At 71.7% G+C, this 15,016-nt stretch carries 12 protein-coding genes; 9 read left to right on the top strand and 3 right to left on the bottom strand.

What is annotated here, in order from left to right:
• Positions 1–817: 817 nt before the first annotated feature.
• From ABZ193_RS13890 to ABZ193_RS13870, 5 genes are all read left to right on the top strand, one after another.
• Positions 818–1,399 (top strand): type II secretion system F family protein, encoded by a 582-nt coding sequence (locus tag ABZ193_RS13890; protein ID WP_027936569.1) that lies wholly within the window; start codon positions 818–820, stop codon positions 1,397–1,399.
• Positions 1,400–1,428: 29 nt separating this feature from the next.
• A complete protein-coding gene (locus tag ABZ193_RS13885; RefSeq protein ID WP_020422677.1) occupies positions 1,429–1,665 on the top strand; it encodes a DUF4244 domain-containing protein in 237 nt (78 codons plus the stop codon).
• Positions 1,665–2,036 (top strand): TadE family type IV pilus minor pilin, encoded by a 372-nt coding sequence (locus tag ABZ193_RS13880; RefSeq protein ID WP_020422676.1) that lies wholly within the window; start codon positions 1,665–1,667, stop codon positions 2,034–2,036. Before ABZ193_RS13885 ends, ABZ193_RS13880 begins: the two co-directional genes overlap by 1 nt.
• Complete coding sequence (locus tag ABZ193_RS13875) at positions 2,023–2,460, top strand: Rv3654c family TadE-like protein (RefSeq protein WP_020422675.1); 438 nt, start codon at positions 2,023–2,025, stop codon at positions 2,458–2,460. Before ABZ193_RS13880 ends, ABZ193_RS13875 begins: the two co-directional genes overlap by 14 nt.
• A gap of 504 nt (positions 2,461–2,964) precedes the next feature.
• Positions 2,965–3,591, top strand: coding sequence for a bifunctional DNA primase/polymerase (locus ABZ193_RS13870; RefSeq protein ID WP_020422674.1), 627 nt, complete (start codon positions 2,965–2,967; stop codon positions 3,589–3,591).
• Here the strand turns inward: ABZ193_RS13870 and ABZ193_RS13865 are convergent.
• The gene (locus ABZ193_RS13865) at positions 3,573–6,419 is read right to left on the bottom strand and encodes a DEAD/DEAH box helicase (RefSeq protein WP_354710111.1); all 2,847 of its coding nucleotides are present in this window, start codon (positions 6,417–6,419) and stop codon (positions 3,573–3,575) included. The two genes, ABZ193_RS13870 and ABZ193_RS13865, sit on opposite strands and share 19 nt — an antisense overlap.
• 243 nt (positions 6,420–6,662) lie before the next feature.
• Here ABZ193_RS13865 and ABZ193_RS13860 point away from each other — a divergent pair, with 243 nt between their 5' ends.
• Both ABZ193_RS13860 and ABZ193_RS13855 read left to right on the top strand, forming a co-directional pair.
• Positions 6,663–8,957 (top strand): sodium-translocating pyrophosphatase, encoded by a 2,295-nt coding sequence (locus tag ABZ193_RS13860; protein WP_354710092.1) that lies wholly within the window; start codon positions 6,663–6,665, stop codon positions 8,955–8,957.
• Positions 8,958–9,091: 134 nt separating this feature from the next.
• Positions 9,092–9,688, top strand: coding sequence for a hypothetical protein (locus tag ABZ193_RS13855; RefSeq protein WP_027936567.1), 597 nt, complete (start codon positions 9,092–9,094; stop codon positions 9,686–9,688).
• On the opposite strand, the gene ABZ193_RS13850 is transcribed toward ABZ193_RS13855, so the two are convergent.
• Positions 9,685–10,446, bottom strand: coding sequence for a TipAS antibiotic-recognition domain-containing protein (locus ABZ193_RS13850; protein ID WP_237339148.1), 762 nt, complete (start codon positions 10,444–10,446; stop codon positions 9,685–9,687). The two genes, ABZ193_RS13855 and ABZ193_RS13850, sit on opposite strands and share 4 nt — an antisense overlap.
• A gap of 117 nt (positions 10,447–10,563) precedes the next feature.
• On the opposite strand from ABZ193_RS13850, the gene ABZ193_RS13845 reads away from it, so the two are divergent.
• Positions 10,564–11,160, top strand: coding sequence for a hypothetical protein (locus ABZ193_RS13845; protein ID WP_027936566.1), 597 nt, complete (start codon positions 10,564–10,566; stop codon positions 11,158–11,160).
• Here ABZ193_RS13845 and ABZ193_RS13840 read toward each other — a convergent pair whose 3' ends face one another.
• On the bottom strand, positions 11,161–12,006 hold the full coding sequence (locus ABZ193_RS13840) for a serine protease (protein WP_354710089.1): 846 nt from the start codon (positions 12,004–12,006) through the stop codon (positions 11,161–11,163).
• A gap of 231 nt (positions 12,007–12,237) precedes the next feature.
• On the opposite strand from ABZ193_RS13840, the gene topA reads away from it, so the two are divergent.
• Positions 12,238–15,000, top strand: coding sequence for a type I DNA topoisomerase (topA, locus tag ABZ193_RS13835; protein WP_020422667.1), 2,763 nt, complete (start codon positions 12,238–12,240; stop codon positions 14,998–15,000).
• Positions 15,001–15,016 lie beyond the last annotated feature (16 nt).

The raw sequence follows: 15,016 nt of genomic DNA, 5'->3' as shown, positions 1-15,016 counted from the left end.
CCCTCCAACGCCTCCGACACCCTGCTCGCCCCCGCGAGCGCCCACCTTTGCAGTCACAAAGGAGAAGCCCCGTGATGAGCACGCCCGCCCGCGCCTCGCGGCGCACACCAGCCGGAGCCGAGCCAGTTCCTCCCTCGTCGCGCCCGCCGTCCAACACCCCTGCTCGCCCTCCCCGCGAGCGGCCACCTCCGCAGTCACAAAGGAGAAGCCCCGCGATGAGCACGCCCGCCCCCGCCCCGCGGTCCACACCAGCCCGAGCCGAGCCAGTTCCCCCTCTTCGCGCCCGCCGTCCAACACCCCTGCTCGCCCTCCCCGCGAGCGGCCACTTCTGCAGTCACAAAGGAGAAGCCCCGCGATGAGCACGCCCGCCCCCGCCCCGCGGCGCACACCAGCCCGAGCCGAGCCAGTTCCCCCTCTTCGCGCCCGCCGTCCAACACCCCTGCTCGCCCTCCCCGCGAGCGGCCACTTCTGCAGTCACAAAGGAGAAGCCCCGCGATGAGCACGCCCGCCCCCGCCCCGCGGTCCACACCAGGCCGAGCCGAGCCAGTTCCCCCTCTTCGCGCCCGCCGTCCAGCACCCCTGCTTGCCCTCCCCGCGAGCGGCCACCTCGGCTGCCACAAAGGAGAAGCCCCGTGATGAGCACGCCCGCCCTCGCTTCGCTGCCGCCAACACTTCCACCCCGAGCCCAGTCAGTTGCCCACTTCGGCTCAACCCGCCCGATCACAGCAATTCCGCCCCGGCTTAATCCAGTGCTGATCCACCCCGGTTTGGTCCTGCCAGATCTGGTTGCTTCCCACACAGACCCAGAAGCCGCGCGATGAGTACAGCCGCCGTGGTGGTCGCGTTACTGGGCGCGGCACTTTTGACCTTCCCGGGCAGGCCGGTCGCAGGCCTGCGGTTGGCACACCTCTTCCCCTCGCCACGGTCGCCCACGCGCATTCGCCGTCGGCGGCCCAGGAGCGATCCCCTCGACCTCGCCGCTACCTGGGACCTGCTCGCGGCCTGCCTGCGCGCCGGGCAACCGGTGCCCGCCGCTCTCCGCGCCGTCACCGATGGCGTGGCGGGGCCGGAAGCGGACGCCCTTCGCGCCACCGCCGGTCTCCTCGAACTCGGCGCCGATGCGACCGAAGCGTGGGTGCCCGCGCTCGGTTGTGCCGGCACCGCCGAGTTCGCCCGCGCAGCCAAGCGGACCGCGCGCAGCGGAACCACCCTCGCCGACGCCGCCACCGACCTCGCCCGCGGAATCCGCGCCTCGCTCGGTGATCGCGCCGAGGCGCGGGCCCAGCGTGCGGGCGTGCTGATCGCCGGCCCGCTGGGGCTCTGCTTCCTCCCGGCCTTCGTGTGCCTCGGGGTCGTGCCGGTGGTCCTCGGCCTCGCCGGACGCCTCAACGTGTTCTGACCCTCCACAACAGACAAAGGAGATCTCCCATGTTGTTCCGCACCAAGCCCGCCGGCCGCCACGCAGCACCCGCCCGTCCGCGCTGGTGGCGTCGTTGGCTGCGCCCGGTGCTGGCCGCCGACGACGGAATGAGCACCGCCGAGTACGCGATCGGCACGATCGCCGCCGCGGCCTTCGGGGCGTTGCTGTACACCGTCGTCACCGGAGACTCGGTGGTCGGCGCCCTCACCGGGCTGGTCGAGCAGGCCCTCGCGGTGCAGTTCTGATGAAGACACGAGCCCGCGCCGGCCCTCCGGACCGCGGCGCGGTGACGGTCGAAGCGGCAATCGCGCTGTGCGCGCTGACCGTGGTGGTGGGACTGGTACTCGCGGGCTTCACGGCGGTGGCCGGTCAGCTCCGTTGCACCGACGCCGCCCGCGAGGCGGCGCGTCTCCTCGCCCGGGGCGAACCGCAACTGGCCGCGCAGGCGGTCGAGCAGATCGCCCCGCCGGGCGCGCAGCTCGCGGTGAAGTCCGAGGGGAACAGCATCACGGTCGAGGTGCGTGCCGCCCCGGCAGGCGGGCTCCTGCCCGGGCTCCACCTGGCGGCGAGCGCCTTCGCCGTCCTCGAGCCAGGAGCCGACGATGCCCCGCCCTGACCTGATGCGTCCGCGCGGGCCGGTCAGCTTCGGTCCAGGGGCGGTGGCTGTCCAACGGCCGACCCGGCTCCGGGCTGGCCCGGCCCAGGTCAGGGATCCGCACGGGCGGGACCGGGGCGCGGCGACCGTCTGGGCCGCGTGCGCCATCGCCGGCCTGGTGGTCGTCGCGGGGTTGTTGTGGGGGCTCGGCACGGCAGCGATCGCGCGGCACCGTGCTGCCGGGGCGGCCGACCTCGCTGCTCTCGCGGCTGCTGGTCAGGCCGCCGACGGGACCGAGGTCGCCTGCGGGCAGGCACTGTGGGTCGCCGAGCGGATGGGCGCCCGGGTGGTCAGTTGCCGCTTCGAGGGGTGGGACGCGCTCGTCGAGGTGGTCGTCGACACCGGGCTCGGGCCGGCGGCCGGTCGAGCCCGTGCCGGTCCCTGAGGGGGCGGGGTCCTGGCGGTGGGGCAGGTGCCGGCCGTCCGCCGGGACCTTGCCGGTCCCTTGAGTCGCATCGCCCCGGCAGGCTGGTCGACGGACGGCCGCCCGCTGGAGGTCGGCCCGGGAGGACTGCCCCGTGCTGGGGCTGCGACGAACGGTCGGTTCCGCGGCGAACGGTAGGTGCGCCGGCGGAGGTTGGGCGGTCGCCCTCGCGCGCCGAGCGGTCACGGGCGGTGGCGGCGGCAACTGGCGCCCGAGGTCGGAAACCGTTGGTATGCAGGAGAAACGTGTGCTGGAGATCACGATTTACGAGCGGCGCCGTCAACCGCTCGTCGTCGGTAGGCAGTGGCCGAGCGGCGTTCGGCCGCGCCGAGCAGGGGATCGTCGCTCGTCGCCCGGGAGCAGCCGGTTGTCGCGCGGCGGGTTCCGGCACTTTGCAACTTGCCGTTTATTGGGAACCAGACAGCCACCGCGAGCGGTGGAACAAGCAAGGAGTTGTGGACGGAAATGTTGGACACGGATTGGTCGGACAGCTGGCGGGGCGCCTTCCGCATCGAGCTACGCGCGGAGGCCATCGGTCTCGCCTGGCACGGGTGGCCGGTGCTGCCCGGCACCTTTCCGGCGCAGGCGGACGCCGAGGGCTCCTGGACCGGCCCGGTGCCCGTCCACGAGGACTGGGCCGACCGGCTCGACGCCCACCCCAACGAGGTGGCCGGCTGGTGGACCGGACAGCCCTACAGCCTGCTCGTCGCGACCGGCACCGTGCTGGACGCCGTCGAGGTCCCCGATGAACTGGGCAAGCGTGCCGCCCGCCTGCTCCGCGCGACCGGCCACCCCGCGCCGATCGTCGCGACGCCCGACGGCCGCTGGCTGTTCCTGACCACGGTCGCCGACCGCATTCCGGAGGAGCTCGCCACCGACGGCGAGGTCCGCTGGCACGGTCAGGGCAGCTGGATCCCGCTCCCGCCCACGCCGTTCCAGCACGGCGTCGTGCACTGGCGGGTCAAGCCGGATGTGTGGAGCTGGCGGCTGCCGTCCGCCGACGCCGTGCACTCGGTGCTCGCCCGCGCTCTCGACCAGCGAGGTTCCGACCGGACCGCACTCGTCGGCGCCGGTCAGTTCGCCGCAGCCTGAGCCACCCCGTGGTCGTGCCGGGCACTGTGAAAACTCACCGCCCCGAGCACGGTTTCCAGCACGGCCACCGCCCCCGCCTTGTCCAGTGGGTCGTTACCGTTCCCGCACTTCGGTGACTGCACACAGGACGGGCATCCCGCCGGGCACTCGCAGGAGAGAATGGCCTCCCGCGTAGCGGCCAGCCACGGGACAACAGCAGCGAAACCGCGATCGGCGAATCCCGCGCCTCCGGGATGGCCGTCGTGCACGAACACCGTCGCCTCCCCGGTGTCAGCGTGCAAAGCGGTTGAGACGCCGCCGATGTCCCACCGGTCGCACGTAGCGAACAGCGGTAGCAGGCCGATCGCCGCGTGCTCGGCGGCGTGCAGGGCGCCGGGGATGCGCGCCGGATCCAGACCGGCGCCCCCCGGCGCCCCGCCGACTCCAAGCGGGCCACCGCTTCCAGACGCTCGGTCGGTGCCAAGCGCACCGTCAGCTCCGGGCGCCTGCCTGGCTCCGGGTGGCTGGCTGGCTCCGGGTGGCTGGCTGGCTCCGGGTGGCTGGCTGGCTCCGGGTGGCTGACTGGCGCCGGGTGGCTGGCTGACTTCAGATGGGTGACTGGCTTCGGGTGGCTGGCTCGCCCCGGACGGGGCGTCGGTTCCAGGCGCCTGGTCAGCTCGAAGGGGGCCGTCGGCTCTGGGCGGCCGGCTGGCCTCGAGTGGGCCGCGGATTTGGGAAGGCTGGCCGGCTTCACCCGGGCTGGTGGCTCCGGTAGGGCTACCCGCTTCTCGTGGTCCGCTGGCTCCGGACGTTCCGGTGGATTCCAGCGGCGCGGTGGCTGTCAGTGAACCTGTGGATTCCAGAGGTGCGGGGGCCGTGCGCCTGTCGCCTGCAGGAGCGGCTCCCGAAGCGCGAGGGGCCTCCAGCAGTTCCGGGCTGATCGTGTACCACACGGCTCGCGTCTCGAGCGTCTGCGCGGGCAGGTCCAGAGCCACCTGGTCCAGCACCTCGCCGGACGGGCGGCGTCTCAGGTAGCCGACCACCTGCGAGGTCACCGCGACCTCGCCCAGGCACACGCTCACCCCGCCGTAGTCGAGCCGCTCCTGGGTGCTCAGCACCGTAATATCGGCGACCTCCCGGGCCGACGTCGTCCACTCCGGATCTTCCGCGTGCACCAGTGCGATCCCGGACTCCAGGTCCAGCTCGTCCACCACGTACGACGAACCCTGGTGCAGGTACACCGCGCCCGGGTGCACCGTCGTGCACGCCGAGCCCGGGTCGACCGTTCCCAGCAGCCTCGACGTGTCCGCCTCCACCACCGCGATCTGCTCGCCGCCCGAACCGCGGATGTCCACCTCGTAGTGCGGGCGGTCCCGGGACGTCCAGTACCAGCCGCTCGGGCGCCTCCTGAGCAACCTGTCCGCCACCAGCCTGTCCAGCACCTCACGCGCCGCCGCGCCGCCGAACGTGTCCAGCTCTCCCGTGGTCAGCGGCAGCTCCGCCGCGGCGCACGCCAGCTGCGGCGCCAGCACGTACGGGTTCGACGGGTCCAGCACCGCCGTCTCCACCGGCCGCTCCAGCACTGCCGCCGGGTGGTGCACCAGGTACGTGTCCAGCGGATCGTCCCGCGCCACGAACACCACCAGCGCGTCATCGCCCGACCGTCCCGCCCGGCCAGCCTGCTGCCAGAACGACGCCAGCGTGCCCGGATACCCCGCCAGCACCACCGCGTCCAGCCCCGCGATGTCCACACCCAGCTCGAGCGCGTTCGTCGTCGCCACGCCCTTGAGCTCGCCCGACAGCAGGGCGCGCTCCAGCGCCCGCCGCTCCTCCGGCAGGAACCCCGCCCGGTACGCCGCCACCTGCGACGGCAACTCGCTGTCCACTTCGGACAACAACCGCCGGGCGCCGAGCGCCGTCAGCTCCGCGCCCCGCCGCGACCGCACGAACGCCAGCGTCCGCGCACCCTCCACGACCAGCTCCGCCAGGATTCGGCTCGCCTCCGCGCCCGCCGACCGGCGCACCGGCGCACCGTTCTCACCCCGGTGGTCCTCCACCAGCGGCGGCTCCCACAACGCCACCGTCCGCGCCCCGCGCGGCGACGCGTCCTCGACCACCGGCACGCAGTCCTCGCCCACCAGGCGGCACGCGAACTCGCCCGGCTCCGCCGTCGTCGCCGACGCGAGGATGAACACCGGCGACGAACCGTAGTGCCGCGCCACCCGCTGCAGCCGCCGCAGCAGCAGCGCGACGTGCGACCCGAACACGCCCCGGTAGCTGTGGCACTCGTCGATCACGACGTAGGCGAGCTTGCGGAACAACCGCGCCCACCGCGAGTGCGCGGCCAGGATGCCGCGGTGCAGCATGTCCGGGTTCGTGAACACCCACCGCGCGTGCGCCCGCACCCAGTCGCGCTCCGCCATCGGGGTGTCACCGTCATACGACGCCGCCCGCACGCCCGGAACGTCCAAAGCGGACACCGACCGCAGCTGGTCGGCGCCCAGCGCCTTCGTCGGCGACAGGTACAGCGCGGTCGCCTTGTCGTCAGCGGCCAGCGCCGACAGCACCGGCAGCTGGTAGCACAGCGACTTGCCGGACGCCGTGCCCGTCGACACCACGACGTGCCGCCCCTCGAAGGCCAGCGACGCCGCCTCCGACTGGTGCGCCCACGGCCGCTCCACCCCGCCCGAGCGCAGGGCCGCCACCACCCGCGGGTCCGCCCACGAGGGCCACTCGGTGTGCCGCGCCTCGCGGGCGGGCAGGTCGGCCACGTGGGTCACCGGGTTCTCCCGGATCCCGGCGGTGACCCGGTGCAGCAACCGCCGCGCGCGCTCGGTTCCCGCAACCACATCCACGCGTTCCAGCTTCGCACACGTGTACGACAGAACCGTTCTCGTGTGAAAAGATCATGAACCGTGAGCAGGCTCACATGCACCGAGCGTGATCGTTACGGGACGCCCTGACCGCGCCGGATCCATTACCAATACACTCCCCGCAACCGGCACCACTTGTGGTGTAGATCCCATGCCAGCGTCGGCACGGCTTCCCTAGGCGGGCTGTCACTGGCGACAGGAACGTTTCCAGGAGGACGGATGTCCCGGCAGACCCTCGCGGAGGGCCTCGAGTTTTCCGGAGGTGACTACGGCATCGCGGCCGTCGTCGCCGTCATCGCCCTGGCCGCTCTGGTCATCGGCTGGTTCCTGCTCAAGGAGGTGCTGGCCGCCGGCCAGGGCACCACGAAGATGCAGGACATCGCCAAGGCCGTGCAGGAAGGGGCGGCCGCGTATCTGAAGCGGCAGCGCAACACCCTCTCGATCTTCGGGGTCGTGGTGTTCCTGCTGCTCCTCGCGCTCCCGGCGGAGGACTGGAACGAGCGCATCGGCCGCTCGCTGTTCTTCCTCGTCGGCGCGGGATTCTCGTTCCTCATCGGCTACACCGGCATGTGGCTGGCGACGCGGGCCAACCTGCGGGTCGCCGCCGCCTCCCGCGAGCCGGGCGGCCGGGAGAAGGCGATGCGCGCCGCGTTCCGCACCGGCGGCGCGGTCGGCATGTTCACCGTCGGCCTCGGCCTGTTCGGCGCCGCGGTCGTCGTGCTCGTCTACACCGGCCAGGCGCCGAAGGTGCTCGAGGGCTTCGGCTTCGGCGCCGCGCTGATCGCGATGTTCATGCGTGTCGGCGGCGGCATCTTCACCAAGGCGGCCGACGTGGGCGCGGACCTGGTCGGCAAGGTCGAGCAGAACATCCCGGAGGACGACCCGCGCAACGCGGCCACCATCGCCGACAACGTCGGCGACAACGTGGGTGACTGCGCCGGCATGGCGGCCGACCTCTTCGAGTCCTACGCGGTGACCCTGGTCGCCGCGCTGATCCTCGGCAGCACCGCGTTCGGCGTGGACGGCCTGCTGTTCCCGCTGATCGTGCCCGCCATCGGTGTCATCACCGCGGTCATCGGCGTCTACATCACGCGTGCCCGCTCCGGTGAGAACGGCCTGGTCACGATCAACCGCTCGTTCTACATCTCGGCCGCCATCTCGGCGGTGCTGTGCGCGGTCGCCGCGTTCGTCTACCTGCCCGGCTCGTTCGCCGAGTTCGGCCCGGACCAGGCGGGCATCGAGGGCAACCCGGCGCTCATCGCGTTCGTCGCCGTGATCATCGGCATCGTGCTGGCCGGCGTGATCCTGAAGCTGACCGGCTTCTACACCGGCACCGAGCACGGCCCGGTGAAGAACGTCGGGGAGACCTCGCGGACCGGCGCCGCGACCGTCATCCTGTCCGGCATCTCGGTCGGTTTCGAGTCGGCCGTCTACACCGCGCTGGTGATCGGCGCGGCGGTGTTCGGCGCCTACCTGCTGGGCGGCACGATCGCGCTGTTCGCGGTCGCGCTCGCCGGCACCGGCCTGCTGACCACGGTCGGCGTCATCGTCGCGATGGACACCTTCGGCCCGGTCTCGGACAACGCGCAGGGCATCGCGGAGATGTCCGGCGAGGTCGACGAGGACGCGGCGCAGATCCTGACCGAGCTGGACGCGGTCGGCAACACCACCAAGGCGATCACCAAGGGCATCGCGATCGCGACCGCCGTGCTGGCGGCGACCGCGCTGTTCGGTTCGTACCAGGACTCGATCTCCAAGGCGCTGGCCGACATCGGTGAGTCCGCCGCGGGCGTGAAGTCGTTCGTGGACACGATCGTCAGCCCGAACACGCTGGTCGGCGTGATCATCGGCGCCGCGGTGGTCTTCCTGTTCTCCGGTCTCGCGGTCAACGCCGTGTCCCGTGCCGCCGGCGCGGTGGTGTACGAGGTGCGCCGCCAGTTCCGGGACATCCCGGGGATCATGGAGGGCACCACGCGGCCCGAGTACGGCAAGGTCGTCGACATCGTCACCCGCGACTCGCTGCGTGAGCTGGCCACCCCGGGTCTGCTCGCGGTGTTCGCCCCGATCGCCGTCGGCTTCGGCCTCGGCACCGGTGCGCTCGCCGGGTACCTGGCGGGCGCGATCGCGACCGGCACCCTGATGGCGATCTTCCTGGCCAACTCCGGTGGCGCCTGGGACAACGCGAAGAAGCTGGTCGAGGACGGCCACCACGGCGGCAAGGGCTCCGAGGCGCACGCCGCGACGGTCATCGGCGACACGGTCGGCGACCCGTTCAAGGACACCGCGGGCCCGGCGATCAACCCGCTGATCAAGGTGATGAACCTGGTCTCGGTGCTGATCGCGCCCGCCGTGGTGCAGTTCTCGATCGGGCCGGACGCCTCCGCGGGCGTGCGGATCGCGATCTCGCTGGTCGCGGTGGCGATCATCATCGCCGCGATCGTGGTGTCGAAGCGGCGCGCGAGCGTCATGACGGAGACGCCGAGCGAGGACGCCACCCCCGCGAAGACGGCCTGACAAGTCGAAAAGGCCGGGTCCGTCGCGCACGGAGCGTGACGGGACCCGGCCTTTTCCATGCCCGGCGGTTGCGATCCGCAATCGTCTCGGTACCGTCGGGAAAGAGCTTCACGTCGGCAGCTGGAGGTGTGTGGGTGCGGCCCGGGAAGTCGGTGTTCCTGGTGGTGCTGACCGGGCTCTGCGTGGGCCTCTCCGGATGCGGCCAGCAACCCGCGAGAAACGTCGAGCCGGGCGGCCCCGGCCTGTCCCGGGAGCAGGTCCAGCTGCAGGACGCCGCCACCCGGTGGGCCGACGACTACTGCGTGGCGGTCGGCTCGCTGGTCCAGGGGCTGGCGACGATGCCGAGCGTGGACCCGAGCAGCCCGCAACGCGCTGTGCGCACGTCGAGCGAACTGCTCGGGTCGGTGATCGGCGGACTGGACCGCGCGCTGGACGGGCTCGGCAAGCTGCCGCCGTCCCCGGTGCCGGGCGGCGACCAGGTGCGGGCCCAGGCCGTGACCGACTTCCAGGGCGTGCGGGACCGCGCCTCCGCCGCCCAGCAGCGGCTCGATTCCACGGACGCCAGCGACATCGACGAGGCCACGCTCGGGCAGGCGCACGGCCCGCTGGACGAGGTGTCCCGCCTCGACCTGCTGAACCGCTTCGACGCCGTGCCGGAGCTGGCCACTGCGATCGCGCACGCCCCGGTGTGCCAGCAGCTCACGGTGCAGGTGACCGCCGCGCCCCGCTAGCTCATCCGGGCGCGGGCGTACGCGGCCATCGCGTCGCGCAGGTACTCGGCGAGACCCGGGTGGATCGCCTCGTAGACGCCCCGGAAGCGCTCGTCGTCGCTGTACAGCCGGCCGAGGCCGGTGTAGGACTCGGCGTCCGGCGTCCAGAAGTTCTCCAGCCAGGCGCGGTGCGCCGCGACCGCGTCGAGCGCGCGCTCGTCGTCGGCCGGGACGCCCTCGCGGGCCAGCTCGGCCAGCCGCTCGGCCGCCTCGGCGCCCTGCCGCTTGACGGCGTCCCACTTCTCGGCCGGCCAGCGCTTGCTCCGCTCGTGCGACTGCACGGCGCTCTCACCCCACCGTTCGACCGCTTCCTGCGCGAGCCACTTCGCCTTCTCCGAGTGCGGCGAAAACCCCTCGAACAGTTCCTTGGCGGACATGTGTTCCCCTCCTTCCAGTTCTTCGATGGTCCGGGCGACGGTGTCGGCGAGCCGGTCCAGCCGATCGCGCTCCGCCAGCAGCCATTTCCGGTGCAGCCGCAGGGCTTCGGCCTTGGACACGGATCCGTCGAGGACCTCCGCGATCGTGTCCAGGCCGAGGCCCAGCTCCCGCAGCAGCAGGATCTGCTGCAACCGGATGAGCTGTTCCCGCTGGTAGTAGCGCCTCCCGCTGGTGTCGGCGAAGGCCGGTGGCAGCAGGCCGATGTCGTCGTAGTGCCGCAGGGTCCGGGAGGTCACCCCGGAGGCCTTCGACACCTGGACGATCGACAGCGGTTCGTCCATCTCGTCTCCATCCTCGCCCGTGAAAACCACGGTAGAGCTTGACGTTGCGTCAACTTCAAGGACTTTTTCCGCGCGACGACTCGCGGGAAATCGAACGGGTGTTCTACCCTGTCCGCTGTGGATCAGATGTCGCTCTTCTCGGCGGAGGCGAGCGGCCCGGACATCGCCGACCTGAGCGGCGTCCTGTGCGGGCAGGGGCAGATCACCGGCTTCGCGCGCACGGCCGCCCGCCTCACCGTCGAGGTGGACGAGGTGTGGCGCGCTCGGGTGCTGGTGGCCGAGTTCGCCAGGCGCGGGGTGGCGGCGGAACTGGGCCGGACCGAGGACGGCGGACCGGTGGTCCGCACCGCGTTCCGGTCCGATCTGATCGGGCTGGCCAGGGCGTGGCTCGACGACGAGGGGAAGTCGCTGCCGGGGCGGTTCCGCCTGACCGGCGCGGCGCTGCGGCTGTGGGCGCTGGCGGCGGGCCGTCCGGGCGTCCAGGGGTACCTGCTGGCCGTCGACGAGCGCGCGCCGGGCACGCACGAGCCGCTCGCCGAGGCGTTCCGGCAGCTCGGCGTGCCCGCGCAGCTCGTCGGGCCGAAGGGCGGCGGGCCTGCCGTCCGCGTCACCGGCCGCCGCCGGCTCGCGACGCTGGCCGAGCTCATCGGCATGCCCCCGCCGGGCGCCGAACCGGTGTGGCCGCAGCACGCACCGGCCCGGCAGGCGGTGTGATCAGGCGGGAATGGGAACCGGCAGCGCCACGTTCGGCTTGGGCAGCAGGCACCCGTCCCGCACCAGGCTGAGCTGGTTGTTCTTGGCGAAGCAGGCCGGGATCCGGTAGGTCTGCTGGCCGTAGGTCAGGCCCTTCCGGGCGAACACCACGCCGTTCTCGTCGACCTCGCACGGGTTGTTGAACGTGCAGACCTCGCCGTTGTCGTTGCCGGTGTTGTTGATGCCGACGACCTCCCGGCTGCCCTGGTCGATGATCGGCGAGCCGGACGTGCCGTGGACGGTGTCGCAGCCGGGCGCGTACCGGATCGAGTCCTTCCAGGTCCAGCCCGCCTCGCGGACGGAGTACACGACCCGCTCGATCGAGCAGTTCCAGGTGCGGGTGAAGTAGCCGGACACGACGCTGACCGGCGTGCCGACGTTGGCGGGCGAGGCCGCCACGGTCAGCGGGTGCCCGCCGAAGTCGCGGGCGATCTCCCGGTAGGAGGAGTCGAGGGCGTAGAGCGCGACGTCGGTGTCGGTCATCGTGGCGTAGACGAGCTTCGTCGCGCGGATCTGGCCCAGCTCGCGGCCGTCGGCGCCGAGCAGCACCATCTTGCGGTTGGCGGGCCGGTTGACCAGCACCTCGCCTGCCTCCGGCATGCCCGACTCCAGACAGTGACCGTTGGTCAGGACGAGCGCGCGGTCGAACTCGTCCGACTGGGGCAGCCGGACGAGTGAACCGGAGCAGTTGCTGAGCTTGACGATGCCGTTGTAGTCGGCGGCGGGCGCGGCGGACGCGGCGCTGACCCCGGCCAATGCGGGACCGGCCAGCAGAACGGCGAGGATCGTGAACAGGCGGCGGAACATGACGCGGAGCGTAGCGGAACGGCTACTCAGCAGCCCCGCGAAGCGTGTGTCCGGTATCACGTGCTAGGTGTGGAAAGGGGAAGATGACGCACGCCGCGGCCCGTTCCGGACAGAAAGCGCGGCGGCGTGTTACGTCACCTCGGGGGACATCACCGGCAGGCAACGTGCACACTTGCTGGTTGAACAGGCGCCGCTGCTGCAGCGGCGGGATGGAGCAGGAGAGCGGACAGCGTGGCTGGATCGACGAAGACGAAGAAGGACGACACCGGGGCGAACGGCGCCGGTCGTCGGCGGTTGGTGATCGTCGAGTCGCCCGCCAAGGCCCGCAAGATCGCCTCCTACCTCGGCCCGGGTTACGTCGTGGAGTCCTCGGTCGGGCACATCCGCGACCTGCCGTCGCGGGCGGACGACGTCCCGGCCAAGTACAAGGGCGAGTCGTGGGCGAAGCTCGGCGTGAACGTCGACCACGACTTCGAGCCGCTCTACGTCGTCTCCGCGGACAAGAAGTCCAAGGTCACCGAGCTGAAGAGCCTGCTGAAGGACGTCGACGAGCTCTTCCTCGCCACCGACCCCGACCGCGAGGGCGAGGCCATCGCCTGGCACCTGCTGGAGACCCTCAAGCCGAAGGTCCCGGTGCGCCGGATGGTCTTCCACGAGGTCACCGAGCAGGCCGTCCGCGCGGCCGCCGAGGACACCCGCGAGCTGGACGGGGACCTCGTCGACGCGCAGGAGACCCGCCGAATCCTGGACCGGCTGTACGGCTACGAGGTCTCGCCGGTGCTGTGGAAGAAGGTCATGCCGCGCCTGTCGGCGGGCCGGGTGCAGTCGGTGGCGACCCGGCTGGTCGTGGAGCGCGAGCGGGAGCGCATCAAGTTCACCTCGGCCTCGTACTGGGACATCTCCGCGACGATGGACGCGGGCGAGGACGCCACCCCGCGCCAGTTCCCGGCGCGCCTGGTGTCGGTCGACGGCGCGCGCCTGGCCACCGGCAAGGACTTCGACGCCTCCGGGCAGCTCAAGGCGAACGCCAGGGACGTCCGGGTGCTCGAGGAGGCGGCGGCGCGGGCGCTGGCCCAGGGCCTGCACCAGCGGGACTTCAAGGTCACCAGCGTCGAGGAGAAGCCGTACACGCGGCGGCCGTACGCGCCGTTCATGACCTCCACGCTGCAGCAGGAGGCCGGCCGGAAGCTGCGCTTCAACGCCGAGACCACGATGCAGATCGCGCAGCGGCTGTACCAGAACGGGTACATCACCTACATGCGTACCGACTCCACGACGCTGTCGGAGTCGGCGCTCGCGGCGGCCCGCAGCCAGGCGACCGAGCTGTACGGCAAGGACCACGTCTCGCCGACGCCGCGGCAGTACACCCGCAAGGTCAAGAACGCGCAGGAGGCACACGAGGCGATCCGCCCCGCCGGCGAGGTGTTCCGCACGCCCGGCCAGGTCGCGGGTGAGCTGCAGGCCGACGAGTTCCGGCTGTACGAGCTGATCTGGCAGCGCACGATCGCCTCGCAGATGGCCGACGCCAAGGGCACCACGATGTCGGTGCGCATCACCGGAACCGCGAGCACGGGCGAGGAGTGCGTGTTCGCCGCGTCCGGCCGCACGATCACCTTCGCCGGCTTCCTCAAGGCCTACGTGGAGGCGGTGGACGCCGACTCCGGCGCCGAGGCCGACGACAAGCAGAGCCGCCTGCCGCAGCTGGTCAAGGACCAGGCGCTGACCGCGACCGACCTGTCTCCGGACGGTCACGCGACCACGCCGCCGGCGCGCTACAACGAGCCCAGCCTGGTCAGCAAGCTGGAGGAGCTGGGCATCGGCCGCCCGTCGACGTACGCGTCGATCATCAAGACCATCCAGGACCGCGGGTACGTCTGGAAGAAGGGCGCCGCGCTGGTCCCGTCGTGGGTCGCGTTCGCCGTGGTCGGGCTGCTGGAGCGGCACTTCGAGCGGCTGGTCGACTACGACTTCACCGCGGCGATGGAGGACGAGCTCGACCGCATCGCGGCCGGGAACGAGCAGCGCACCCGCTGGCTGTCGCGGTTCTACTTCGGCGGCGAGCAGGGCGTGGACGGCTCGGTCGGGCGTCTCGGCGGGCTGAAGAAGCTGGTCAGCGGCGGCGTCGAGGACATCGACCCGCGCGAGATCAACTCCATCCCGATGTTCGAGGACAACGACGGGCACACCGTGCACGTGCGCGTCGGCCGCTACGGCCCGTACCTGGAGCGCGAGGTGGACGGCAAGCCGCAGCGCGCGAACCTGCCCGAGGACCTGCCGCCGGACGAGCTGACCGTGGAGATCGCGGAGAAGCTGTTCGCGACCCCGCAGGAGGGTCGTGACCTCGGCGTCGACCCGGTCACCCAGCACCGGATCGTCGCCAAGGAGGGCCGGTTCGGCCCGTACGTCACCGAGGTGCTCCCGGAGCCCGAGGAGACGGACGGCAAGAAGACCAGCAAGGCGAAGAAGCCGAAGCCGCGCACCGGTTCGCTGTTCCAGTCGATGTCGATCGAGACGGTGACGCTGGAGGACGCGCTCAAGCTGCTGTCGCTGCCGCGGGTGGTGGGCAAGGACCCGGAGACCGGCGAGGAGATCACCGCGCAGAACGGGCGCTACGGGCCGTACCTGAAGAAGGGCGCGGACTCGCGGTCGCTGTCGAGTGAGGACCAGATCTTCTCAATCACGCTGGACGAGGCGCTGAAGATCTACGCGGAGCCGAAGCAGCGTGGTCGCCGGGGCGCCGCGAAGCCGCCGCTGAAGGAGCTGGGCGAGGACCCGGTGTCCAAGAAGCCGATGGTGGTCAAGGACGGCCGGTTCGGCCCGTACGTGACCGACGGGGAGTACAACGCGACCCTGCGCAAGGGCGACAGCATCGAAGGGCTGACCCCGGAGCGGGCGTCCGAGCTGCTCGCCGAGAAGCGCGCGAAGGGCCCGGCGCCGAAGAAGAAGGCGCCGGCGCGCAAGGCCCCGGCGAAGAAGGCCGCCGCGAAGAAGTAGGCCTCGAACAGCAGTT

This window comes from Amycolatopsis sp. NPDC006125 (assembly GCF_040614195.1).
GTDB lineage: Bacteria > Actinomycetota > Actinomycetes > Mycobacteriales > Pseudonocardiaceae > Amycolatopsis_E > Amycolatopsis_E tucumanensis.
The sequence above is the reverse complement of the archived record's forward strand: the minus strand, read 5'-3'. Positions and strand labels throughout refer to the sequence as shown.

What these genes read in the sequence shown, in the direction of transcription:
- ABZ193_RS13890 (WP_027936569.1), top strand. Translation starts at nt 818, where the DNA reads ATGAGTACAGCCGCCGTGGTGGTCGCGTTACTGGGCGCGGCACTTTTG.
- ABZ193_RS13885 (WP_020422677.1), top strand. Translation starts at nt 1,429, where the DNA reads ATGTTGTTCCGCACCAAGCCCGCCGGCCGCCACGCAGCACCCGCCCGT.
- ABZ193_RS13880 (WP_020422676.1), top strand. Translation starts at nt 1,665, where the DNA reads ATGAAGACACGAGCCCGCGCCGGCCCTCCGGACCGCGGCGCGGTGACG.
- ABZ193_RS13875 (WP_020422675.1), top strand. Translation starts at nt 2,023, where the DNA reads ATGCCCCGCCCTGACCTGATGCGTCCGCGCGGGCCGGTCAGCTTCGGT.
- ABZ193_RS13870 (WP_020422674.1), top strand. Translation starts at nt 2,965, where the DNA reads ATGTTGGACACGGATTGGTCGGACAGCTGGCGGGGCGCCTTCCGCATC.
- ABZ193_RS13860 (WP_354710092.1), top strand. Translation starts at nt 6,663, where the DNA reads ATGTCCCGGCAGACCCTCGCGGAGGGCCTCGAGTTTTCCGGAGGTGAC.
- ABZ193_RS13850 (WP_237339148.1), bottom strand. Translation starts at nt 10,446, where the DNA reads ATGGACGAACCGCTGTCGATCGTCCAGGTGTCGAAGGCCTCCGGGGTG.
- ABZ193_RS13840 (WP_354710089.1), bottom strand. Translation starts at nt 12,006, where the DNA reads ATGTTCCGCCGCCTGTTCACGATCCTCGCCGTTCTGCTGGCCGGTCCC.